At 57.7% G+C, this 23916-nt stretch carries 22 protein-coding genes; 16 read left to right on the top strand and 6 right to left on the bottom strand.

Features of this window, described 5'->3' with window-relative positions; genetic code table 11:
• The first annotated feature begins 23 nt into the window (after positions 1–23).
• From HK24_RS08280 to HK24_RS08230, 11 genes are all read left to right on the top strand, one after another.
• A complete protein-coding gene (locus tag HK24_RS08280) occupies positions 24–980 on the top strand; it encodes a 1-acyl-sn-glycerol-3-phosphate acyltransferase (RefSeq protein WP_086634078.1) in 957 nt (318 codons plus the stop codon).
• Between the two features lie 241 nt (positions 981–1221).
• The gene (gene miaB / locus HK24_RS08275; protein ID WP_083956298.1) at positions 1222–2631 is read left to right on the top strand and encodes a tRNA (N6-isopentenyl adenosine(37)-C2)-methylthiotransferase MiaB; all 1410 of its coding nucleotides are present in this window, start codon (positions 1222–1224) and stop codon (positions 2629–2631) included.
• Positions 2625–3809 carry a PhoH family protein gene (locus HK24_RS08270; protein ID WP_086634077.1) on the top strand — a complete coding sequence of 395 codons (1185 nt, stop codon included), beginning with the start codon at positions 2625–2627 and terminating at the stop codon, positions 3807–3809. The genes miaB and HK24_RS08270 overlap by 7 nt, the downstream gene beginning before the upstream one ends.
• Positions 3778–4266, top strand: a complete 489-nt coding sequence (gene ybeY / locus HK24_RS08265; RefSeq protein WP_086634076.1) for an rRNA maturation RNase YbeY — start codon at positions 3778–3780, stop codon at positions 4264–4266. Before HK24_RS08270 ends, ybeY begins: the two co-directional genes overlap by 32 nt.
• The gene (locus HK24_RS08260) at positions 4263–5201 is read left to right on the top strand and encodes a hemolysin family protein (RefSeq protein WP_064274061.1); all 939 of its coding nucleotides are present in this window, start codon (positions 4263–4265) and stop codon (positions 5199–5201) included. Before ybeY ends, HK24_RS08260 begins: the two co-directional genes overlap by 4 nt.
• 58 nt (positions 5202–5259) lie before the next feature.
• Positions 5260–5889 (top strand): thioredoxin domain-containing protein, encoded by a 630-nt coding sequence (locus HK24_RS08255; RefSeq protein ID WP_086634075.1) that lies wholly within the window; start codon positions 5260–5262, stop codon positions 5887–5889.
• Positions 5890–6528 carry a thioredoxin domain-containing protein gene (locus HK24_RS08250; protein WP_052750010.1) on the top strand — a complete coding sequence of 213 codons (639 nt, stop codon included), beginning with the start codon at positions 5890–5892 and terminating at the stop codon, positions 6526–6528.
• A gap of 28 nt (positions 6529–6556) precedes the next feature.
• Positions 6557–11080 (top strand): AAA family ATPase, encoded by a 4524-nt coding sequence (locus HK24_RS08245; protein ID WP_086634074.1) that lies wholly within the window; start codon positions 6557–6559, stop codon positions 11078–11080.
• A 113-nt stretch (positions 11081–11193) separates the two neighbouring features.
• Complete coding sequence (locus tag HK24_RS08240) at positions 11194–11880, top strand: metallophosphoesterase (RefSeq protein ID WP_046899576.1); 687 nt, start codon at positions 11194–11196, stop codon at positions 11878–11880.
• Positions 11870–12184, top strand: coding sequence for a chorismate mutase (locus HK24_RS08235; protein WP_086634073.1), 315 nt, complete (start codon positions 11870–11872; stop codon positions 12182–12184). Before HK24_RS08240 ends, HK24_RS08235 begins: the two co-directional genes overlap by 11 nt.
• Positions 12185–12700 carry a histidine phosphatase family protein gene (locus HK24_RS08230; RefSeq protein WP_086634072.1) on the top strand — a complete coding sequence of 172 codons (516 nt, stop codon included), beginning with the start codon at positions 12185–12187 and terminating at the stop codon, positions 12698–12700.
• Positions 12701–12718: 18 nt separating this feature from the next.
• Here HK24_RS08230 and HK24_RS13870 read toward each other — a convergent pair whose 3' ends face one another.
• The 3 genes from HK24_RS13870 to HK24_RS13860 all read right to left on the bottom strand — a co-directional run bounded on the left by HK24_RS13870 (position 12719) and on the right by HK24_RS13860 (position 14207).
• Positions 12719–13636 (bottom strand): Hint domain-containing protein, encoded by a 918-nt coding sequence (locus tag HK24_RS13870; RefSeq protein WP_233126184.1) that lies wholly within the window; start codon positions 13634–13636, stop codon positions 12719–12721.
• A gap of 136 nt (positions 13637–13772) precedes the next feature.
• Positions 13773–13973: a hypothetical protein gene (locus HK24_RS13865; protein ID WP_233126183.1), complete on the bottom strand. Its 201-nt coding sequence runs from the start codon at positions 13971–13973 to the stop codon at positions 13773–13775.
• Positions 13974–13982: 9 nt separating this feature from the next.
• Complete coding sequence (locus HK24_RS13860; protein ID WP_233126182.1) at positions 13983–14207, bottom strand: hypothetical protein; 225 nt, start codon at positions 14205–14207, stop codon at positions 13983–13985.
• Positions 14208–14549: 342 nt separating this feature from the next.
• Here HK24_RS13860 and HK24_RS08220 point away from each other — a divergent pair, with 342 nt between their 5' ends.
• A complete protein-coding gene (locus HK24_RS08220; RefSeq protein WP_086634071.1) occupies positions 14550–15851 on the top strand; it encodes a citrate synthase in 1302 nt (433 codons plus the stop codon).
• A gap of 24 nt (positions 15852–15875) precedes the next feature.
• On the opposite strand, the gene HK24_RS08215 is transcribed toward HK24_RS08220, so the two are convergent.
• On the bottom strand, positions 15876–16112 hold the full coding sequence (locus HK24_RS08215; RefSeq protein WP_010502440.1) for a hypothetical protein: 237 nt from the start codon (positions 16110–16112) through the stop codon (positions 15876–15878).
• A gap of 174 nt (positions 16113–16286) precedes the next feature.
• On the opposite strand from HK24_RS08215, the gene HK24_RS08210 reads away from it, so the two are divergent.
• Together HK24_RS08210 and murI are read left to right on the top strand one after the other, a co-directional pair.
• Complete coding sequence (locus HK24_RS08210; protein ID WP_086634070.1) at positions 16287–17033, top strand: orotate phosphoribosyltransferase; 747 nt, start codon at positions 16287–16289, stop codon at positions 17031–17033.
• Between the two features lie 5 nt (positions 17034–17038).
• A complete protein-coding gene (gene murI / locus HK24_RS08205; protein WP_086634069.1) occupies positions 17039–17875 on the top strand; it encodes a glutamate racemase in 837 nt (278 codons plus the stop codon).
• Positions 17876–17924: 49 nt separating this feature from the next.
• On the opposite strand, the gene HK24_RS08200 is transcribed toward murI, so the two are convergent.
• Positions 17925–18980, bottom strand: a complete 1056-nt coding sequence (locus HK24_RS08200) for a polyprenyl synthetase family protein (protein ID WP_086634068.1) — start codon at positions 18978–18980, stop codon at positions 17925–17927.
• A 147-nt stretch (positions 18981–19127) separates the two neighbouring features.
• Here HK24_RS08200 and HK24_RS08195 point away from each other — a divergent pair, with 147 nt between their 5' ends.
• On the top strand, positions 19128–19967 hold the full coding sequence (locus tag HK24_RS08195) for a tRNA1(Val) (adenine(37)-N6)-methyltransferase (RefSeq protein WP_086634067.1): 840 nt from the start codon (positions 19128–19130) through the stop codon (positions 19965–19967).
• An 18-nt stretch (positions 19968–19985) separates the two neighbouring features.
• Here HK24_RS08195 and HK24_RS08190 read toward each other — a convergent pair whose 3' ends face one another.
• The gene (locus HK24_RS08190) at positions 19986–21011 is read right to left on the bottom strand and encodes a ribonucleotide-diphosphate reductase subunit beta (RefSeq protein WP_046899852.1); all 1026 of its coding nucleotides are present in this window, start codon (positions 21009–21011) and stop codon (positions 19986–19988) included.
• Positions 21012–21277: 266 nt separating this feature from the next.
• Between HK24_RS08190 and HK24_RS13855 the strand changes: the two genes are divergently transcribed.
• Positions 21278–23848, top strand: a complete 2571-nt coding sequence (locus HK24_RS13855; RefSeq protein WP_233126180.1) for a YfhO family protein — start codon at positions 21278–21280, stop codon at positions 23846–23848.
• The last annotated feature ends 68 nt before the right edge of the window (positions 23849–23916 follow it).

Genomic DNA, 23916 nt, shown 5'->3' with positions numbered 1-23916 from the left:
GAAATCCTTATCACTCAGCACCCATGCCCCATCCTGATGCTCAGCCACCACTCGGCCGCCGTCGCCATAACCGACCGATCATTGACGAAAGTGTCAATTTTCCGGCCGAACAGGCAACGACCCAGTTCTCTGCTTTCAGCCGCACTGCCTGTGTGGCAAGGCTTGCAGCTGTTCTGATCTGGGCATTCTGGGTCTCTATCATCCAGTTCGTACTCATTCGCCTTCCTGGCTCCGGCAAGATTCGGGTGCCTCGGATTTTCTGGCGCATGATCAGCCGTATTCTCGGCTTGCAGATCCGCATCGTCGGCACGAGAGCCGGAAAAATCCTGAACGCCAAGGACGTCCAGCGCGGAGAACGTCCTATTATTTATGTCGCGAACCATTGCTCGTGGCTGGATATCCCTGTTGTTGGCGGCACGCTTCACACTGTTTTTGTTGCGAAAGGTGAAGTTGGCTCCTGGCCACTGATCGGCACCATCTCACGACTGGGCAGAACAATATTTGTAAGCCGCAACAGGCAGAATACTGGCAAAGAGCTACAGGAAATGACCGAACATCTCTGGAATGGAGATGACATCGTTCTGTTCCCTGAAGGAACATCGACGGACGGCTCCCGTGTTCTGCCCTTTCTGTCCTCGTTCTTTGCTGTCGCAAAGCCTGGACGGCTTGATCAGGCTGGCATGCCAAAGCCTCCACCAACGCTCGTCCAGCCTGTGTCTATCGTTTATGATCGTCTGGAAGGGCTGCCAGTTGGCCGCAGCCGCCGATCCGTTTTCTCCTGGTACGGAGACATGGATCTGACGCCTCACCTGTGGTCTTTCTGCCAATGGCGCTCGATGCGGGCTACAATTCTGCTCCATCCACCACTGGACCCGGAAAATTTCCGTTCCCGGAAAGAGCTGGCAAACGCCACCTTCAAAGCCGTCAGCGAGGGCGCGGCAAAGCTCAGACAGGGACTTGTTCCTGACGACCAGAACTGAGCCCGAGTTATCTTTGGATCAACCCAAGGTTTGTCTTGACTTGCAGGCGAGCGCCGCGTCACTTTCAGTTTCATTGATGGGAGCAATTCAGCGTCCATCCGGAGATGGTGATGCCGCTTCAGGTCAGTCTGACATGCCGGTCCAGTCTCATGTTTGACCTTTCCTCTGTCAGGGTGGGCTTGACCCCGCTGCCCGCAGCCCTGATGTGTGTGCCTGATATTGCCAGCCCCGGATTGAAACCTTGACCACCGAGACTTCCGCCTCCGCGCCCGCCCCTGCCGAACGTGCCCGTCATGGCCTGCATGTCATTACATGGGGCTGTCAGATGAACGTCTATGACAGCGCGCGCATGGCCGATGTCCTGCGCCCTCTGGGATATGGCCCTGTCGACACGCCTGAGGCTGCTGACATGGTGATTCTCAACACCTGTCACATCCGTGAACGGGCTACGGAAAAGGTTTTTTCCGAGCTTGGCCGGCTGCGCAAAATTCGTGATGAACGCATTGAGAATGGTCAGGATCGCAGCATCATTGCTGTCGCTGGATGTGTGGCACAGGCCGAAGGAGAAGAAATCCTTCGTCGTGCGCCGTACGTCGATCTGGTGCTTGGGCCTCAGACGTACCATCGCCTTCCAGAAATGGTGGCTCGGGCCGCACGCGCTGGTGGCGCTGTCATCGAAACAGACTTCCCGGCCGAACAGAAGTTTGACTTCCTGCCCGCCGAAGCTGCGCCGCAATCTTCAGGCAATCTCACTGCCTTTCTGACCATTCAGGAAGGCTGCGACAAATTTTGTTCCTTCTGCGTTGTTCCTTACACGCGAGGCGCGGAAACCAGCCGTCCCGTTGCGTCAGTCATGGCAGAAGCCCGCCGGATGGTGGCTGCAGGCGTTCGGGAAATCACCCTGCTGGGGCAGAACGTCAACGCCTATCACGGTGATAATGGCCAGGGCGGAAGCGCAACACTGGCTGAGCTGGCTGCCGAGCTGGGCCAGTTGGATGGGCTGGATCGCATCAGGTACATGACTTCACACCCGCGCGATGTGGACCAGAGCCTCATTGACGCGCACCGTGATAACCGTGCCCTGATGCCTTTCCTCCATCTGCCGGTTCAAAGTGGTTCGGACCGCATCCTGAAAGCCATGAACCGTGGCCACACGGCGGATGAATATCGCGAGAGTGTCCGTCGCCTGAGGGAAGCTCGTCCAGACCTGGCACTGTCTTCTGATTTTATCGTGGGACATCCCGGTGAGACAGAGGAAGACTTTGAAGCGACAATGCAGCTTGTCCGCGATATCGGCTTCGCCATGGCCTACAGCTTCACATATTCCCCCCGTCCCGGCACCCCAGCCGCTGGCCAGCCTTTTCAGGTGGCCGAAGACGTGAAGACCCGTCGGCTGGCAGAGCTTCAGGCCCTTCTGCGTGAACAGCAGGATGCGTTCAATGCAGACATGGTCGGCACGGTTCAGGATATTCTCATTACGGGGAAAGGCCGCAAGCCAGGACAGCTCTCCGGCCGGTCTCCGTATCTCCAGCCCGTTCATTTCGAAGGGCCGGACCATTTGATTGGCACCATCGCCAAGGTCGCCATCACCACTCGCATGACCAACTCACTTGGTGGAACCCTCATCCGGGAGACAGCCTCCGCTTGCTGACAACACCCCCGACGCGCTCCGTCGCCGCCCCTGGTGGTACCGAAGGCAATCGCACCGTCGCATTGCGCTTCAATGACAATATTCTCCTTCAGAGACTTCTGGGAGATCATGACAGACACCTCGTCCAGCTTGAGGAGGGGTTCAATGTCAGGCTTTCATGCCGCGGCAACAAAATCGCTATTTCAGGCGAAACGGATGCCGTAGGCCGCGCTCAGGCGGCTATCGTCGCGCTGTACAATCAGCTCGAACAGGGCGGCACTATCGACAGCTCGCAGGTTGATGGTGTGATCCGAATGACTGCGCTGCCTACACGGCATCACGAACGCCAACGCGCTGCTGTTCCGCCAGCCCCACCTTCCAGGCAGCAACAGCCTCGTCGCGAAGCAGTTCAGCACAAACCTGCCCCTCAAAATTTCCAGACTTCTCCGACGTCTGCTCCTTTAACCGATCTTCCGGCCATTCGCACCAAACGCGGTGTGATTGCTCCGCGGTCTCATGGGCAGGCCGCATATATGGAAATGTTGGGCCGGACCGATCTGGTTTTCGGAATTGGCCCTGCCGGAACCGGCAAAACCTATCTGGCTGTTGCTCAGGGCGTTGCCATGCTTCTTGCCGGACAGGTGGACCGGATCATTCTTTCCCGCCCGGCTGTGGAAGCCGGCGAGCGTCTGGGCTTCCTGCCCGGCGACATGCGGGAAAAGATCGACCCCTATCTTCGCCCGCTTTACGATGCCCTGAATGATATGATGCCGGGTGACCAAGTCGTGCGACGGATGGGCACGGGCGAGATCGAAGTTGCCCCGCTGGCCTTCATGCGCGGCAGAACGCTCGCCCATTCTTTCGTCATTCTGGACGAAGCCCAGAACACGACCCCAGCCCAGATGAAGATGTTCCTGACCCGCATGGGTGAAGGCACACGCATGGCTGTTACAGGTGACCTTAGTCAGATTGATCTGCCCAACGGGGTATCATCTGGGCTAAGGGAAGCCGTCGAGACCCTGGAAGGTATCAAGGGAATCGGCATCACTCGCTTTACATCCGTTGATGTGGTGCGCCATCCGCTGGTCGCCCGTATCGTCGATGCCTATGAACAGAAAGCGCCTGCCCCCCTGGATAATTTCCGGGATCGGCCGCGCCGGGATAACAATGGAACCTCCAAGTCGTCACGCCGGTACTGACATCATCATCGAGGACGCCAGATGGCGCTCCTCGGTCTCTGATACAGAGCGCACGATCCATCGTGCGCTTACCGCCGTCGCCCGTCAGGGTGGCCCGGATTTCAGCTGGTCTCCTGCTCCGTCGATTCTTCTCTCGACAGATCGGATCGTAAAGCGGCTCAATGCCCGCTTCCGCAACAAGAACAAACCCACGAACGTTCTGACGTTCGAGCCGGTCTCTCCCCTTCACGGCGGAGATATCATTCTGGGTTACGAGACAGTCCGGAAAGAAGCGGATGCTGCCCATCGCAGCATGCGCGCTCATCTGTCCCATCTCGTGGTTCATGGGGCCCTGCATCTTGCAGGATACGATCATTATCTTCCCGGCGAAGCCCGGGACATGGAAGGGGTTGAAACCCGCACGATGCGCCAGCTTGGTTTTGGCGATCCATGGCGACAGGCAGGAAGACGGGCATGAGCGAAGACATTACTGACCGTTCAGACGACGGTAGAAAGAATTCCCGCGGATTGTTCGGACTGTTTGGCCGCCGCAACCGTGATCAGGGTTTGCGCGAGTCCATCGCTACACTTGTCCACGAAGCCGCCCAGCCTTTCGAAGAGACGGGAGATGAGCCGGAGCTGGACAGGCAGGAACGTGCCCTCATCATGAATGTCCTGCGCTTGCGAGACATCACGGCGGATGACGTGATGATTCCACGAGCAGATATCATTGCCATGTCAGAGAGCATCTCCTTCAACGATGCCCTGGATCACATGCGTCGGGAAAACCATTCCCGTATGCCGGTCTATCGCGGCCAGCTCGATGATATCGCCGGCATGATCCATGTGAAGGATCTGGTGGCGTATGTTGATGATCCTGAGGCATTCGACATCCGCCCGCTTCTTCGTCAGCCTCTGATGATTGCTCCGACCATTCCGGTGCTTGATCTGCTGCTACAGATGCGTCAGCGCCGGATGCACATGGCCCTTGTCATTGATGAATACGGCAGCATCGACGGCCTCGTCACGATCGAAGATCTGATCGAGACGATTGTCGGTGATATTTCGGACGAACACGACGACCCTGTCACGACCCCGTGGGTAGAGCGCGCGGATGGGTCTTTCGATATTGATGCCCGTCTGCCCGTCCGCCAGCTTGAAGAGCGGCTCGGGGCTGTTCTCACGGATGCCGAGCGCGAAGCCGAGATCGAGACGGTTGGTGGACTTGTCTTCCGCCTGGCAGAGCATGTGCCAGCAAAAGACGAAGTTCTGACCCATGAGAGCGGGCTGGAATTCCGCGTGCTGGATGCGGATGCGCGCCATATTCGAGCCTTGCGGATGCGGGTGCCAGAAGGCTGGGAAAAGAAGCCCCTGCCCGATACGGGACAGCAGGACGACGAACGCGGGTCTTGACGTCTGAGCCAGATCAGCGTTGTGAGTAGGACATCTTGTCCGTAGTGGAGCCTTGTCCATGACCCTTGGCCGTCGTGCATTTCTCGTTGCCGGGCCTGCCCTTGCGGCAGTTGCGTCATTTTCTTCCGCGCATGCAGAAGAAAATGGACTTCCCTCGACTGATCCCCGGATGGGTCCGCGCGTTCTGGGATCGCCAGATGCCAAGGTTCAGGTCGATGAGTGGTTTTCGCTCACCTGTTCTCACTGTGCTCACTTCGCACAGACCATCTTTCCTCAGATCAAGACCAACCTGATCGATACCGGAAAAATCCGGTATCGCTATCATGACTTCCCCTTGGATCAGGTCGCACTTCTGGCCGCAATGCTAGCCCGGTCTCTTCCTGCAGATCGCTACGCCCCTTTTGTGGACGATCTCCTGCGGACACAGGATCAGTGGGCATTTGCTCAAAACATCGATCCCATACAGGAACTGAAAAAGCGCGCTGTCCTTGCTGGCATCTCAGCGGCTGAATTCGACAAGATCAATGCCGATAATGCCCTGCGTGAAGCCATTGTGAACCGTCAGGACCGCGATGGTGCTTTTCTTCAGATCCAGGGTACTCCTTATTTCCGCATCAATGACGTTCCGGCACCGGATGTCGTCTCCAGCTATGATGCGTTCGCCAAAGCAGTTGCAAAGGCTTCCTGAATGACCCGTCCCATGATTTCCCGCCGTTTCATCCTGTCCGCAGCACCAGCGCTGGCCGTTGCTGGTACGGCAGCCCGTGCAGCAGATGCGCCGCCGGCTTTGCCTGCCAATGACCCGCGCATGGGACCGCGCATCATTGGCAATCCGAATGCCAAGGTGCTGGTGCAAGAATGGTTTTCCCTGACATGCACGCATTGCGCCCATTTCGGAACGGAAGAATTCCCGAAGATCAAGGAACAGCTCATTGATACCGGGAAGATCCGCTATCAGTTCCATGATTTCTGCGGAGACCGCGTCGGCCTGACCGCCGCCATGGTGGCCCGTTCCCTGCCAGAAGACCGTTACGTGCCTTTCATTGGCGCGTTGCTTTCCAGCCAGATGCAGTGGGCCTTCGCTTCGGGTGGCGACCCGATGCAAAGGCTTCAGCAGATGTCGGCTCTGGCAGGCGTCTCTGCTGCCCAGTTCAAGAGCATCAGCGAAGACACGGCGTTCATGCAGGCCATGTTCAATCAGGTGCAGAAGGATGCGGACACCTATAGCATCCAGGGCACGCCGTATTTCCGCTTCAACAACACGCACTACGATCAGGACCCGGAAACCTACGAGAAGTTTGCCGATCTGGTTTCCAAGGCGTCCTGACCTCTTTCAGGGCGTTTCATAAACACCGATGTCAACTCACACCACGACGATCAGCCGCCTGACGATCGGCGGCTTCAAAAGCTTCGCCGATGAGGTGCGCGTTGACATCCTTCCGGGCCTGACGGGCATTATTGGCCCGAACGGCTGCGGCAAATCCAATGTCGTCGAAGGCCTGCGCTGGGCCATGGGTGAGACGTCTGCCCGCGCCCTTCGGGGCGGCGAACTGGACGATCTGATCTTTGCCGGAACAGGCGCACGTTCCGCCCGGAACATCGCTCAGGTCACGCTCCATCTGACGGGCGCCAAGGGTCTTGCCCCTGCTCCGTTTCAGGATGCTGAAGACCTCGAAATCACGCGTCGTGCAGAGCGTGGCTCCGGCAGCGAATACCGCATCAATGGCCGCGTCATGCGTGCGCGTGACGTACAGACCCTTTTTGCCGATCTGGCGTCCGGTGCACGAAGCTCTGCCATCGTCAGTCAGAACCGTGTCGGTCAGCTTATCGCGGCCAAGCCGGAAGAGCGTCGCCTTCTGCTGGAAGAAGCCGCTGGCATCACCGGCCTTCATGCCCGCCGTCATGACGCGGAACTGAAACTCCGCCAAACCGAAACCAACCTGTCCCGTGCGGAAGACCTTCGCCTTCAGATTGAAGAACGCCTTGGCAGTCTCGAAGAACAGACCGTTCAGGCGCGGAAATATCGTGAGCTCTCCGAGAAGCTGCGCGAAGCCGAAGTTCAGCTTCATGCGCTTCTCCATGCCCGCGCCAATCTTGCCGTACAGCGCAGCAAGGATGATCTGGCCAAAGCTCGAGAGGCCCTCCGCAAAGCCGAGCAGGAAGCCGAACACGCGACCATTGCCGAGTTTGAAGCTCGCAAGGCCACCCCACAGGCTCGAGAAGAAACAGACCGTCTTCGCAGTGCTCTGGAACGTCTGAAAGTCCAGTCCGAAACGGCACGAGTGGACGTCACACGTGCGCGGGAAGCAGAGGCCGAAGCACTGGCGCGCTTCCAGCAGGCCGAAGCAGATTTTACCCGAAGCACGGAACGGCTCTCGCAGGATCGAGCCGCCCAGGCGGCCGCTCTTGCTGATCTGGAAACGCAGGAAAAGGAACACGCCCAGATTCCTGAACAGCGCGCTCAAACCACAGAAGAGCAGAACCGGCTCGCAGCACTTGAGCGAACTCAGGCAGCATCTCTGGAAGAAGCGGTCCGTCTGCGGGACGCAGAAGCGATCCGTCGCGATGGGCTGAAAAGCGCTCTTGATGCTCTGACAACGCGACTTGATGCTGAAACAGGTGCTCTTCAGGCACTTGAAGCAGAACTGACTGCGCTGGAGAAAGACCGACCTGACGATGATGCTCTGGAGAGCCTGCGCCAACAGGTCGATGTCGCCATCAGTGAGGCTGAAGACGCCAGACAGATCGAAGCTGCTGCTCTCGCCACGCTTCAGGATGCGCGTCTGGCAATGGAATTGCAGGGCCGCACCCTCGAAGACGGACGGCAACGGCTGACGGTTTTGGAAAAGACCGAGGCGGATTTGAAGCGCCGCCTTCAGGCGGCGACAGACCGCCTGTCTCAGGATCGCACCGCTCATACCCAGACGGCAACCGCTCTCCTGACTGATGCACAGCGCGCCGAGCTTCAAGCTCAGCGTGAAAAGACCCTGCAGGCATTGGAAGATATTTCTGCTCGGGAACGCGCAGCGCGGCAAGCTCTGGATGAGGCCAATGCGGCATGGCTGGAAGCACGCGCGAAGGCTGAGGAAGGCGTTCAGCGCCATAAGGGTCTTCTGCGTGCGAAAGAAAGCGCACAGCAGGCCGCCAATCAGGCGACCAAGCGCGTAGAAACGGCTCTTTGTGAGCGGGATACCGCCGCGAAAGCTCTCGTACCAGACACTGACGTAGCAGTCCTTCGAGCAACCGTCACGGATCTGGAAACGAGACTGGATGCCCTTCAAGGCGCTCTTTCCGAGGCCGAAAAGGCCCTTTCGTCCGCGTCCGAAGCGGAGAGCGCTACCCGTGAGGCTTTGACCCGCACAGAAAACACAATCCTCCGCCTTCGTTCGGAATGTGAGGGGCTGGAACAGACACTCGCAGCCGTCGCCGCGCAGCCAGACCCTCTGGAAGACAGACTGGATATTCCTGCGGATCTGGCACGGGCCGTCGCTGCGGCACTGGCGGACGGACTGGATGCCTCGCTTGCACCCACGACCGTCGCGGCCGACCGTCGGTGGCTTGCTCTCACAGCACTAGCCAGCCCACAGATTGAGTCCTGCCCGCCCCTCTCGTCTCTGGTTGCGGCGCCTGACGCTGTTAAACGCTGCCTGGACGCTGTTTTCCTGCTGGATGATCCCGGTAGAGGTGCCGCTCTTCAAACGCATCTCCAGCCCGGCCAGGCGCTTGTCTGCCGGAATGGCGCTCTGTGGAGATGGGACGGTTTTATTCGCTCGGGAGACGCACCTGATGCCGGTGCTACCCGTCTGGAACAAAGGCGACGCCTGACACAGGCCCGCGCCCTTCTCGCTGAGCAGGAAAAGGGGCTTCCGGCCGTACAGAGCGCTTTCCAAGAAGCCCAGCGCACTCGCGTCGAAACGGAACAGACCTTGCAACGTCTTCGGTCGGAACGTTCGGGACTGGAGCCTGAACTGAGCAAGGCCCGCACGCAGCTCTCGTCACGCGAACAGCAGGCTGCGCTGGCCAAAGGTCGATGGGACGAAGCAGAACGTCGTTTATCAGACGCAGAAGCCGCTACGAAAAGCGCACGCTCGGACGCTGACACGGCGGCGGCCGATTATGACGCTCATCCTTCTCCGGCAGCTCTGACGGACACGGCTGAACAGGCAGCTCAGGTCGTGGAGGGGGCTCGAACAGCTCTCACAGCATTGACGCGGGATCTCCAGACAGCCCGGACAGAGGCTGAACAGGCTGATCGCACGTTGGATCAGGCCCTTCTGCGTCATGAGACAGCGCAGACACGTCTTCAGGAACTGGAAGACGCTCTGAAAAGGCTGGAGCGGGACATTGATGCTCTTCAGACAGAACTTGAAGTTACAAGAACCGCCACAGACCGGCCGGATCTTCTGGATCTGGAGCGCCGTGACGCGGTCGCCCGTCAACAGCATCAGGACGCCCGGCAGAAGCTTGAAACCGCGAGCAAGACCACGGGCGACCTCCGCCAGAAGGCAGATCGCCTTTCTGCCGAATTGCAAACCTTGGACCAGTCCGCCACGGCAGCCCTCGCCCGGCGCACGGCACTTGCTCCACGTGCGGCGGAGCTCAAAGCGCTCGTCGACAAGCTCACAAAGGACCATCAGGCACAGGACGCTGCTATTGCAGAGCGTCCAGACCCGGCGCTTCTGGAACAAAACGTACTAGGTGGCACTGCGGAACTGCAAGAAACCCGGAAGGCGCTTCAGGCGGTTCAGGAGAGCCTGTCTCATCTTGCGTTGGAAGATATGCGCCTGAACGGAAGCATCGCGGCGCTCAGAGGACGGCTATCCGACCTTGAGGGACAGATTTCTCTGGCCGTTCAATCCCATGCGGAACTGGAAGAACGCCGGAACACGCTCGAAAACGCTTGGAACAAAGCAGCCCATAGTCCGGTTCGCCTCGAAGCCGCGCTAAAGCAGCAGGATCTGGATCTCGAGAAGGCTCAAGCGGCTTATGATGAAGCCCGCGCCAAAGACGAAGCCACCGATCAGGCTGGTCAGGCTGCGCAGGAGCGTCGTCGGGAGGCTGATCTGGCCCTGTCCTCCGCACGGGAAGCGATTGCCCGCCACACGGAACGTGCTGAACAAGCCGTGGCAGCGCGTGAGCGTCTGCTGACTGAAAGCGACCCGCCAGAAGGGGGCGTTTATCCGTCTGATCTGTCCGAGCAGGCTGAAACGTCCACCCGCCGCAGGCTTTCCCGTCTCACCCGGGAACGGGATGATCTCGGGGCCGTCAATCTGCGGGCCGAGACGGAATATCAGGACGCCAAGCAGACCGCTGAAACCATCGCCCGCGAGCATGAAGAACTGACGGCGGCCATCAACCGGCTACGTGGCGGCATCGGAACCATCAACCGTGAAGGGCGCGAAAGGCTTCTGGCCGTCTTCACGGAAGTGGACCGGCATTTTCAGTCGCTGTTCTCACGAATGTTCGGAGGCGGTCGCGCACATCTGGGTATGGTCGGCAGTGATGATCCACTGGAGGCCGGCCTGGAAATCTTTGCCCAGCCGCCGGGGAAAAAGCTCTCTACCCTGTCCCTGCTCTCTGGTGGCGAGCAGGCTTTGACGGCCCTTTCTCTTATATTCGCGACGTTCCGCTGTAACCCTGCGCCAATCTGTGTGCTGGATGAAGTGGATGCTCCGCTCGATGACGCCAACGTGGAACGTTTCTGTTCCCTTCTGGCAGATATGACCAAGGAAGCGGGCACGCGCTTCCTTGTCGTGACCCATCATCAGCTCACCATGGCGCATATGGACAGGCTTTATGGTGTTACGATGCAGGAACGTGGTGTAAGCCGGGTATTGTCGGTTGATCTGGGGCGTGCTGCCGCTCTTGTCGAAGGCTGAAGTCTTTTTTCTTCAATCGAAAATTGACGTTAAGGCGTTGAAGCCTTTTGATAGACAAAACGCCTTGAAAGACCGAACCCATTTTCGTCGAACCACCTCTCCCCGCCCCAATCATGACGCGAATCCGTGAACACGGTCTTCGTGTGGTGGGAGACGTGCACGGTGATCTCAACGCTTTCCGTCACGCGACAGCGACGGAACGTTTTATCATCCAGCTCGGGGATCTGGTGGATCATGGGCCGGACAGCGCAGGTGTGATGGAGCTCATGCTTGACCTGCTTGAAACCCAGCGCGGCCTCTTCATTCTTGGCAATCACGATCGGAAGCTCGGTCGTGCCCTGGAAGGGCGGCGTCTGCGGCGAGACCCACCGCTTGAAGAAACGCTGCGCCAATTTGCGCTTCCCGAGTACGAAGGGCTTCAACAGCGCACTTATGACGCCATTGCGGCGGCCCCGACATGGCTTCAGCTCGGCCGCGCGCTGTTCGTACACGGCGGCTTCCATACAGCGATGCTCTCAGAACCCGCAGTCCCGGGTCTGGGCGAAATGTCCGCGCCCCTGTCCCGCGCCCTTTTTGGCGAAACCACCGGCCGCATGCAGCCGGACGGATATCCCGAACGCCGCCTGACCTGGATCAACCGCATTCCGGACGGAATGACGGTCTATGTCGGCCATGACCGCCGCTCGACTGACGGACGCCCCTGGCGCCGGACGGGGCGCCTTGGCGGCACGGCTGTCTTCACGGATCTGGGCGCAGGAAAAGGCGGCCACCTTGCATGGATCGATATCAATGATTTCTGACAGCTCTTCCGCCCTCGCAGAACTTGAGCGCCTGCGTGCCAGCATCGACAATATCGACGCCGCCCTGATTCATATGCTGGCAGAGCGGTTCCGCTGCACCAAGGCTGTTGGCGAACTCAAGGCGCGTTCCAGCCTGCCCGCCGCAGACCCTAATCGGGAAGCCCGGCAAATCGAACGCCTGCGCCAATTGGCACGAGACGCACATCTGGACCCTGATTTTGCTGAAAAATTTCTCGCATTTGTCATTCGTGAGGTCATTCGCCACCACGAGGCCATCGCTGCCCAAGCCAACGGTACCCACTGAATGACCGAACGCCTGCTCCTCATCCTGCGGCATGCTGAAGCAGGCCCGCACCTTTATTCAGGATCGGGTGATATTGAGCGGCCATTGACACCAATGGGCCATCAACAGGCGGCCAGAATTGCTGCCCAGCTTGCAAAGCTGGAGTTACCGGGGCCTGTTCAAGTGCTTTGCAGCCCTGCACGCCGAACACGGGAAACGGTAGAGGGCGTGCTCTCTGCTCTTCCAGGCGCGGCTGTTCCGCAGCTTGAGAGCAACCTCTATGGGGCTGACCTCGACACGCTTTATGGCTTCATTCACGCCACACCAGAAGATATCCGGACGCTACTCCTGATTGGGCACAACCCGGCCATAGGAACACTGGCTCATGACCTTGCTGGGCCGGCTCTCCAAAGTGATACTTTTGCGGCTCTGAGACATGGTTACGCGCCCGCAACCCTAACCGTTTTTCAGACACAGGAAGACTGGATGAATATCCGGCCTTCTACTGTCAAAGCCAGTCAGGTTCTTACCCCCTGACTGGCGTACCAGCCTCGCTCAGGCGCAAAGAAGACTGATGCGTTTTTCAGCGGTCTGAGGTTTTACATATGGGCCAGCCTCAAGAATTTCGATCTCCAGAACACCCGCGTCAGTGGCCGACCGCGCCCCGAGTGCGAGAAGAGCATTGCCATTCGTCCAACGGATTCCTGATGGATCTGCTGGATACCATCCCTCAGCATCTGCGGGCTGGCGCGCCATAAGTTCTTGCATTCCATCTCCATCCCAAAGACGGATCGTGCGCGTCAGAACGCCGAGCATCCGGCGGTCATCCAGATAGGGACCAACCGAATCACACAGCCGAGATGCACGTGACACCAGACGCACCGTGCGCGCACCCGTCGGAAGTGAAAAGAGGAGCCTTCCTCCGACCTGACGCATCGGAGCAATATGTTGCCCCGAACGTGTTTCGAGATGGAGATGCTGAGCAAAGCTGTTGCGATTTCTTGTGTCGAGATAGCTCTCTGTCGTCAGACCGTTCGTCACAATCACATCATGATTGGCTGTCTCGACATGGTAGTAGTCATAGGACGTGATGTCAGTTGCGTAGGCAATGCTGCCACCATTCACGAGCATACGCACTGGAATGAAAACACCATTGAGATAAAGGCAATGCTCAGGCGTCAACAGCAGATCCGTATGAGGAACGCGCTCAGACACGGCCCCTTCGCAGATGCGGACCGGATAGCCAGCTTCAACCAGATACGGCCCTTTACGAACCTGTACTTTCTTGCGTCCCACCCAATTCAGACGTTCAACCTGCTCGGTGCCGTCGCGGATGACCACAACTTTTTCCCCAGCACGCAGGTCTTCAACAACGACCTCACCAGTCGGTGTCTGGATAAGGCTTCCTCCAAGAAAGCAGACCGGGCCTAGCGCAGCGATTGTTGAACCGTCATCATCTTTCTTCAGGGCCACACCATTGCTGCTGTAATCGCCCTGCATCCGCGTGGAATAAACGACATTTCCACCAAAAGTGACGTTCAGATAATAAGCCCCCCCACTGTTGACAAAGGTTGCTGTTTCCCCGTCTGAATAGCTGAGCCAATCCAGATCAGTCCGTCCGCCTGACGACAGGATCGTCTCGGTCAGGATGCCCCCCGCTTTGCAGCGTCAGGACAGCGCCCGACGAAATAACGGTCGTCGCTCCGGATGCAACGTAGAACAACGCTCCACTGCGAACTTCAGCATGGTCAACAATCGAGCCAGACAGAGCCGAGAGGGTAGCGCCGAGATTCAATTGTGTATGGGTCAACTTACCGCCCTAAGACGTAACCTGCATTCCCCCGCCGCTGACGGCTACATTATAGGCATGACCGCCGTTCGTAACAGCCTGGAGCCTCCCGGACAAAACAGTCGCGTTGTAGGAGGTACCCGCGGACCCGACTGCCAGGGCTCCACCATTACTGATGGTCAGAAAACGATCTTCCCCTTCGTTAGAAACAGCACCACCGCTCACAACGGTTACCGTATTGAATAGAGCCACCATTTTCAACGGTCAGAATGTTACCCTCTCCGCTGACGGTACCCCCGGAGACTGCCCGACCTGAAGAAACTATCTGAGACATAAAAATCCTGTTTTGACGGAAAAGGAAATCGCAGATTTTCTAAACCTGACGATGTGAAGAGCGCGGGTTGTAGCCGAAACGCATTCAAAAACACAATTTTATTAACAAAAACTTTAAGACGCGCAGTTTCACAACGGTTTTTAGGTTTTTCCGCTTTTTTTGAAGCCATCGACGGCTTGACAGATGGTGTCTCTGGACAGGGAAAACCCCTACGCCCTAGACTTTAATCCTTTCCGTCACTCTGCCAGACAGGCGCCTGTTCCATGCACGATCCAAAGTCCGAAACTGCTATCCTTCATGCTGGCGGCGCTTCCATGCAAGCGCCCCTCCTGAAAGGCACCATGGGGCCGGACGTCGCAGACCTGCGTGGAATCCAACAGAATCTGGGTATTTTTTCCTTTGATCCGGGCCTGACGGGAACGGCAACTTGCACCAGCAAAATCACATTCATTGATGGCGATGCAGGAACGCTTCTTCACCGCGGCTATCCCATTGAAGACCTCGCCCTGAATGCAAGCTTCACGGAAACAGCCTACCTGCTGCTTTACGGAGAACTGCCGACCACTCCGCAGTATCAGGCTTTTCAAGCTGACATGAACACCCATCGGCTGCTCAATGAGCAGATCCGCAATTTTTTCAACGGTTTCCGCCGCGATGCCCACCCGATGGCTATTCTGTGCGGGACTGTTGGTGCGCTGTCCGCGTTTTATCATGATGGTCTGGATATTTCACAGGCAGAAGACCGGGATCTCTCTGCCCGCAGGCTGATTGCCAAAGTGCCGACCATTGCAGCTTGGGCTTACAAATATTCCATCGGTGAGCCTTTCATCTATCCAGATGAAGAGATGTCGTTCTCCGAAAATTTTCTGCACATGCTTTTTGCCCGCCCGGGCAATCACTACCGGGTCAATCCGGTTCTGGCGCGCGCCATGGACCGTATCCTGCTCCTGCACGCCGATCATGAGCAGAACGCATCAACCACGACCGTTCGACTTGTTGGTTCTACCGGCGCGAACCCTTACGCCTGCATCTCGGCCGGTATTGCTGCGCTTTGGGGACCGGCTCATGGGGGAGCCAACGAAGCAGCATTGAACATGCTTCAGTCTATCGGAACACGTGAGGGCATCCCTGCTTTCCTGGAGCAGGTTAAAGATAAAAATTCCAGCGTTCGTCTGATGGGCTTTGGCCATCGCGTCTACAAGAATTTTGATCCTCGCGCGAAAATCCTACAGGCGACGTGCCATGAAGTGATTTCCGAGCTTGGCCTGGAGCGCGATCCGCTGCTCGACCTTGCCAAGGAACTGGAAAGAGTGGCCACGGAAGACGATTATTTCGTCAGCCGTAAGCTCTATCCGAATGTGGATTTCTACTCAGGTCTGATCCTGAAAGCTCTCGGGATTCCGACAAGCATGTTCACTGTTCTATTCGCGGTTGCGCGGACAGTGGGCTGGGTCAGCCAATGGAAAGAAATGATTGAAGATCCGGCCGGGCGGATTACGCGCCCTCGCCAGCTTTATGTAGGGGAAACAAAGCGGGAGTTTGTTTCCATGAGTGACCGGGGCTGAAAGGCCCCTGTCACACGGGCTGGATTAGCAATCGCAGCCCGGAGTCTGCCCCTCGGCTTTACGCACAACGTGATGGTCGATCCATTCCGCAACAAGGCGGCGCGCTTCCGTGATGGACGACTCAGGGTGATGGATACGGTAAAGCGTGGTGCATGCGGCAAAAGCCTGCATGTCCGGCTGACCGACCTCACGCAGTTCCTGATAGGCTGTTACGACGGCACGTTCGCATTTCCGGCCAATCCGGCTGGTTTCGATGCTCACTTTTGATCCTGCTTCAGAAGAGGAAAAACGGTCTTACTCCTTAGGGGGAGAGACCTGACTCCGCAAGCATAGATTGGCTCCCCCTATGACAGCAACAAGCGCGGGCGAATTTGGCACTACCCTTCGCGCCTTGTGGCCGGTAAACCACATAAAACGACGTCAGTGGAGAGCAGCATGACACAGCATGGAGACAGCCCGATCGCAGGCCGCACACAGTGGGATCGGGACGCAGCCCTGACCACGGCCCGCATCCTTCTTGAGATCAAAGCCGTCAACTTCCGCCCGGAAGAACCTTACACCCTGACGTCAGGCTGGAAGTCTCCGGTCTATATCGACTGCCGCAAGATCATCTTCTTCCCTCGTGCGCGCACGAGGATCATGGAACTGGCCGTCGAGAAAATCGGCCGCCACATCGGCTATGAAAGCATTGACGCGGTCGTCGGTGGCGAAACAGCGGGTATTCCATTCGCTGCGTGGATCGCAGACCGCATGATGACGCCGATGGCTTACGTCCGCAAAAAGCCGAAGGGCTTTGGCCGTAATGCGCAGATCGAAGGTGATGTGCCCGATGGCATGCGCACACTTCTGGTCGAAGACCTGACGACAGACGGCGCATCCAAAATCCGATTCGCCAATGCCCTGCGCGATGCAGGCGCCATCGTGAACCACACCTTCGTCGTGTTCTTTTACGGCGTATTCCCCGGCGCTCATAAAACGCTGGCCGACATGGACATCTCCCTGCACGCCCTGTGCACCTGGTGGGACGTTCTCGAAGCCTGTGCAGGCGGCGATTATTTCTCTGAAAAGGACAGCGCCGAGGTTCGTCGTTTCCTTGAAGATCCCTGTGGTTGGTCCCGCAAACACGGCGGTGTTGGCAGCGCCGAAGAAGCGCTGGCACTCAAGGCCAAAGCAGAAGGCTAACGCCCGTGGGCTCTCCTGCCCTTTCGTCCCGATGCCTTGTTTTTGACTCGGGCATCGGAGGGATGGGTGTCGTTCAGGCTCTGCGCGACATCCTCCCCGCACTTACGATCGACTATCTGGCTGATACTGCGCTGTTTCCCTATGGGGAGCAACCTGATGACCGCCTGACCGGCCGCATCGTCAGCCTGCTCGAATCAGCCTGCCGTGACGTCCAGCCAGACGTTTTGGTGATTGCCTGCAATACGGCGAGCACTATTGCCCTGCCAGCGCTCCGGGAACGTCTCTCCATCCCCGTTGTCGGATGCGTCCCCCCGATCCGCTGGGCGGGGCGTGTTTCTACAACCCGAACCGTTGGTCTGCTGTCCACGTCAGCAACAGCCCGTCGCCCCTATGTTCTGGAACTGCATCGGCAGTTTGCTCCGGATTGCCGTCTCATCACTCACGGTGCTCGTAGACTGGCGGATCTGGCCGAACGCGCCTTTCTGGGCGATGCCATTCCGGATGCAGACGTCGAACGCGAACTAACCTGCCTGTTCGAACAGCCTCATGGCGAGGCCATCGATACGGTCGGGCTTGGCTGCACACATTACACGTTCCTGATGCCAGCGTTTCAACGCCTTGCACGCCCAAACCTGAACTGGCTCGACCCGGCACCAGCCGTCGCGCGACAGGTTCGCACTGTGCTTGAGACACTCGCCCCCATCGCAACAGACAAAGTCGCAGCACCGCCCCGGCTTTTCATGACAAGCGCACCATTCAATGCGCCACGCCTAGAAGCCGCCGTAAGCCGTTTAGGTTTTTCGGAATGGTCTCTTTTCAGCCCGCTCGCACTGACGGCCTGAAAGCAAAGTCTGCGCCAGCCCTGAGCGGACTGGCGCAAAACAGAGCTTTTTAGCGGGCCCGGTTCACCGTGAACTGAACCGTCTCAATCAGAAGGCGACGCAGTTCGCTATCCGGGAAAATGGACAGGGCTTCAACAGCCGCATCTGCGTAGACCTGCGCCCGGGCGATCGTCGTATTGATCGCACCTGTTTTCGCAATCAGGTTCAAGGCGTGAGGCAGATCTTCCTCAGTCTGCTCACCTTCCCCGATAACGCGCTCCCAGAACACACGCTCTTCCGGTGAGCCGGCCTCATAGGCGGCCAGGACCGGCAGAGTGATCTTGCCTTCCCGCATGTCATCGCCAACGGTCTTGCCCAGAACCTGCTGGTCTGCGGCATAATCCAGCGCGTCATCAACAAGCTGGAACGCCATGCCCAGATTGGTCCCAAACTGCTCCAGAGCATCCTCTTCGGCATCCGGACGCTCGGCCACAACAGCACCGACGCGGCAGGCAGCCGCAAACAGTGCGGCCGTCTTGCCGTGAATGACTTCGAGATACCGCTCAACAGGCGTCGTGAGATCGTTCTGCACAACCATCTGAAGGACTTCGCCTTCAGCAATCGTTGCAGACGCATCTGACAGGATCGCCATGACCTTCAGGGAGCCGTCTGCCGTCATAAGCTGGAACGAACGGGCGAACAGGAAGTCCCCCACCAGAACGGACGCCTTGTTGCCGAACACGGCATTGGCCGAAGCCAGACCACGACGCAGCGTGCTTTCGTCCACCACATCATCATGCAGCAGAGTAGCTGTGTGAATGAACTCCACGCAGGCTGCGAGCCCGACATGACGCTGATGATCAGGGCCTGGCTGATAACCACACAGCCGTGCTGAAGCGAGCGTCAGAAGGGGACGAAGGCGCTTGCCGCCAGCAGCCACCAGGTGAGCGCCAAGCTGCGGGATCAGGGGGACAGGGCTCTCCATCCGCGCGATAATGGCGCGGTTGCAAGCCAGCATGTCCTCTTCGAGATAGGCTGACAGCGCTGACAGTGCGCTTTCGCCACCTGTACCCTGAACCACAGCTTTATCAACGGTCACGGCAGCATCCGGTGCGGCAGAATCCAAGGGTCTTTACTCCAGTTCCTGCACACTATCCTAGGACTGCCCAGGACCGTGCAGGCACGATATGATGTGGCGTATCCCTGCTCGTTCTTCCTGTCTGGAAAAGCGACCAGGCCATATTAACGCCGGACGACAGGTTGGAATGACCATATGAGCGGCAGCAGGAAGGTGGTCAACCCATTGCAGCCCCCTAAGGCCCATCTGAAGAGCACTTCCCCCCTTTCTGAAAACGAAAGGGACGGAACATTGCTCAACGGACGACTCCACTACCGACAATTTCGGAAGGGCTATCGTACGGGGCTTGAGCCCGTCCTGATGGCGGCAGCGGTCCCTGCACGAGCCGAAGAGACTGTTCTGGAAGCAGGATGTGGTGCAGGCGCAGGCTTGCTATGCCTTGCAGCACGCGTTGCTGGCGTGAGCGGCATTGGGCTAGAGGCCGATGCGGACACAGTGAAACTGGCGGCTCACAATTTTCTGAACAACCCGTTTCCAGACTCGCGAACATCGCTTTCGGCTCTTCAGGCCGTGCTCCCGACAATCCCATCATCCTTGCGAGCTCTGGCTCCGACAGCCAATGGTCGCTTCCATCACGTGATGGCCAATCCTCCTTGGCACAGCGCGCATGGTACGCCCTCCCCCGACGAACGACGGCGACTAGCCCTCAGCGCAGAAGACACCGACCCACAGGCGTGGATCCGCAGCCTCACCCGCTGGGTTCTACCCGGTGGAACACTGACGTTCATCATATCCGCAGCGATCACGGACAGAGCCTGCCAGACGCTTTTGGAAAACGGGTGCGGTTCACTCCAGCTCTACCCCTTCTGGCCCAAACAGGGACGGGAAGCGAAACTGGTGCTGATCCAGGCCATCCACGGCGGCAAAGGCATCTTTCGCCTGCGTCCGGGACTGATTTTGCATGAAGAGGATGGCCGCTTTACCGATGCGGCCGAACGGGTTCTGCGACGGGGAGAAAGCCTGCCCGAAAGCTGACTCTCCCCTATCTGCAGATTATTCGAAGACGCTGCCTTCAAAGGCTTCTTCCCAGGTGCCGGACGTAGAGGCACGGGAGTATTCCGTAGAGCGGTTTTCGAAGAAGTTGGCATGCTCAACAGCGTTCAGCATGTCATCAATCCACGGGAGCGGATTTTCTTCCTCACCATAAACCGGATCAAGACCCAGCTGCGTCAGACGACGATCCGCAATGAAGCGAATGTAACGCTTGACGTCTTCCGAGGACATTCCCTCAACCGGGCCCATTTCAAAAGCCAGATCAATGAACGCGTCTTCATGCTCAACGGTCGTGCGGCAGATTTCCTTCAGTTCTTCACGGAAATCTTCCGTCCACAGTTCCGGATTCTCACGAATGAACGTGCGGAACAGACGGATCATGGACAGGCAGTGCAGCGTTTCATCACGCACGGACCAGGACACGATCTGCCCCATGCCCTTGAGCTTGTTGAAGCGCGGGAAATTCAGCAGGATCGCGAACGATGCGAAAAGCTGAAGCCCTTCCATGAAGGCGCCGAATGCCGCCATGGTCTTCGCGATCTCACGCTTGTTGTCGATATTAAACGACTGCATGAAATCGTATTTGTCCTTCATCTCCTTGTACTTCAGGAAGGCCGAATACTCTGTTTCGGGCATCCCGATGGTGTCGAGAAGATGGGAATAGGCCGCAATGTGGATCGTCTCGATGTTCGAGAACGACGACAGCATCATCAGCACTTCAGTCGGCTTGAAGACCTGGCTGTAATATTTCATGTACGCGGAATTCACTTCCACGTCGGCCTGCGTGAAGAAGCGGAAGATCTGCGTCACGAGATGCTGCTCGGCTTCCGTCAACGTACGGTGCCAGTCCTTCACGTCATCAGCCAGCGGCACTTCTTCCGGGAGCCAGTGAACGCGCTGCTGGGTTAGCCAGGCATCATAGGCCCACGGGTAGCGAAACGGTTTGTACACCGGGTTCGCAGTCATCAGGTCATAATGCTGCTCGGTCGCTGGCGTTTCGCCAGCATTCGGGGTCGTGTTGCTCATGACCTTACTTTCCTCAAAGACACGTTCTTCCTGTGGCCGCGTTTCATCCGATCCGGACAAGACAGACACGTGAAAATTCGTGTTTTTCAATACCTTAGTCCGACTGAAGACCATCGCAGGGGCGCAGCGACGCACAACCCAGGTCATCCAGAATCATTCTGAGGCAGATCATAACGTCCGACGCTGCATCAGTCGACAATCCATTCGCTTGTGGGACGAAAACACGGGGGTTATGCAATCAACACAACCCTCCACCTGGAGCTTCCATGCCCCCGAAAATGCGTCGCTTCTGGCCTCGCTCTCACCTTCTCGCGCTGATCTTCCTGCCAATCTGCATCTATCTGCCGGAATGGCTCGGCTTACGCTCCAGCGACCCAATGATGACGACGTCACTGATGGTGCAGAACTCCGCCAGTGCCGCGAAGGGACTGATACCGGGACATCCAGGCTGGATCGACGGTTGCGCAGGCGTTTTCGTAGAAGCCCTCGGCCGACTTGTGGCGCACGACTGGGTTCATGGTGTCATTCCCTGGTGGAATCCCTACAGCGGTGTCGGCATGCCTTTGGCGGGCGAATACCAGCCTGCCGCATTTTTTCTACCATTCGTGCTGTTTCTGGGGCTGCCGAATGGTCTCCTGATGATGAAGTGCACTCTGCAAATCATCGCGGGCCTGTCCACATATGCATTTTTGAAACAGCTGCGCCTCGATCCGCGCGCCGCGCTGATCGGTGGCCTGCTCTATGCTTTCAACGGCACCTATGCATGGGCGTCGGACGGCCCGTCTGAACCCCTCGCCTTTCTGCCCCTCGCTCTCTATGGCGTAGAACGCGCCCGAACCGGAAATTGGAGCTGGCTTGCTCTAAGCCTGACCTATCTCCTGCTGGCAGGCTTTCCCGAAACTGCCTTTCTTTTAGGACTAATCGCGCTGGGGCTTGCCGTTCTGCGCTTTTTCCAGACTGCTCCTGACAGCAGATCCCGCTTTGCCCTTCACATCTGCCTTGGGGGCCTCACGGCGGGTTTGATTGCCGCCCCACAACTCCTCGCTTTTCTGACATTCCTACCCCATGCTGACATCGGCGTTCACGGCGGCATCAATGATGAGACCCTGCCGCATCAGGCATGGTCGATGCTGCTATTTCCCTACATCAACGGCCCCATATTCTACGGCTCCGAATTGGATGCATGGTATGCCCTAGGAGGCTATTGCGGGCTTACTCTTCCGTTTCTGGCTTTATGCGCCATCGGGGGCAACAACGAGCGAGGGCTGCGCTTCCTGCTGCTCGGCATTTTCCTTGCTGTCGTGGGAAAACAGGCCGGTGTTCCGGGGCTGACTCAACTCGTCGATCTGGTGCCAGGACTTGGCCACACCGTATTCTTTCGCCTTTGCGAACCCATGGTGGAAAGCTGCCTGATTCTTCTTGCAGCCTTCGCCCTGGATGACATGTTCCGCGGTGTGTGGCGCCGCAGAGCAATCATCCTGTCTGCTTGTGCGATGAGCGCCCTGATTGTCACGACCTATGGTCTGGATCATCAGTTCCTGACTAAACTTCGCTCGGTTTCCGAAGGACCAGTTTCCTCCCACATTTATGCGGTGGGATCTCTAATTTTTGGCAGCCTCTGCTTGGCTGTTGTGGTTTTTCTTGCAGTGAGCAGGAAACATCCGAAAATTATTGGAACGGTTCTCTTTTGTGAGACCCTTTTATTGTTCGGATTTCCTCTTCTAAGCGCCTATCCGGAACAACCCCATCCAGACCAACGCCTTATTACGGCACTACAGGGTGAAACCGGACTCCAGCGCTTCGTAACCATTGGCCCGATTGAGCCAAATTATGGCGCTTATCTTCGGATCGCCTCTATCAATCACAACGCCATTCCCACGCCGAAAGCATGGATCGAGCGCCTGAAACAGGACTTCGGCTCAGAAGTCGACGCCGTAACCTTTAATGGCTCCTATCCTTTTGCTGAAAATGACGATGCCTTTCTGGAAGCCTCTTTGGCCCGGCATCCTGATCTGTTCGCCAAACTTGGCGTATCAGCCCTGCTGGTTCCTCCGGGTCATGGCATACCAAGCATCGCGCCCTACCCCCTAGAAAACCGCCAGCCAAGCGGCTTTCCTCTGACGCCAAACGCCCCAGAAGTCACAATCGATATTTCATCATGGGAAAAGCCGGTCAGCCGCCTCGCAACGCTGCAATTGGGCACTTACGCTGGAAACTCGAACGGAATCCTGACTCTGTCCATTTGTTCCGACACGCAATGTGCAACGGGTCAGGCACGGTTGAAAGAGGCAACAGACAACGGTCTGACGTCGATCAAACTGGATAGAATCATTCCAGCCGATGCCCACACCCTGACATTAAGCCTCAAAGAGGCCACCACAGACGTTATGATCTGGTCCACAGTGAAGGATCATTTGGCTTGGCCGCGCATCCGCTTTGAGACAGATGCTGTGCGCGAAGCCATGATGCCCGTCCTGCACACGGGAACCGGAGATCTCATCCGGCTGAAGAGCGCTGCCCCCTATTTTGAGACTGAAGCAGCCTGCACCCTTACTCTGAAAGACCGGGAGACGCTTGCCGCAAACTGCCCAGCGCCGACTTATCTTGTTCGTCGCGAGGTCATGCTGCCGGGATGGACGGCCGAGGTGAATGGCACTTTCATCGTCCCGGAAGTGTGGGACGGGTTATTTGAACGTATCCCGCTTCCTGCAGGACCAACCCGGATCCACTTTCATTTTGCACCTCCCGGCGCAACATTCGGATGGATCGCTACAGCACTGGGGCTTATCCTGCTCTGGCTGGGTTTCCATCGCGTTAAAGCGCCTGCCACGCCCTGAGAACATAAAAAAAAAGCCCGGCTCCCAAAACGAGGAGCCGGGCTTTTTAAACCGATAGTACCAACCTG

The organism is Gluconobacter sp. DsW_058 (assembly GCF_002153615.1).
Classification (GTDB): Bacteria; Pseudomonadota; Alphaproteobacteria; order Acetobacterales; family Acetobacteraceae; genus Gluconobacter; species Gluconobacter cerinus.
Note: the sequence above shows the minus strand (reverse complement) of the source record. Positions and strands in the feature narration are given on the sequence as shown.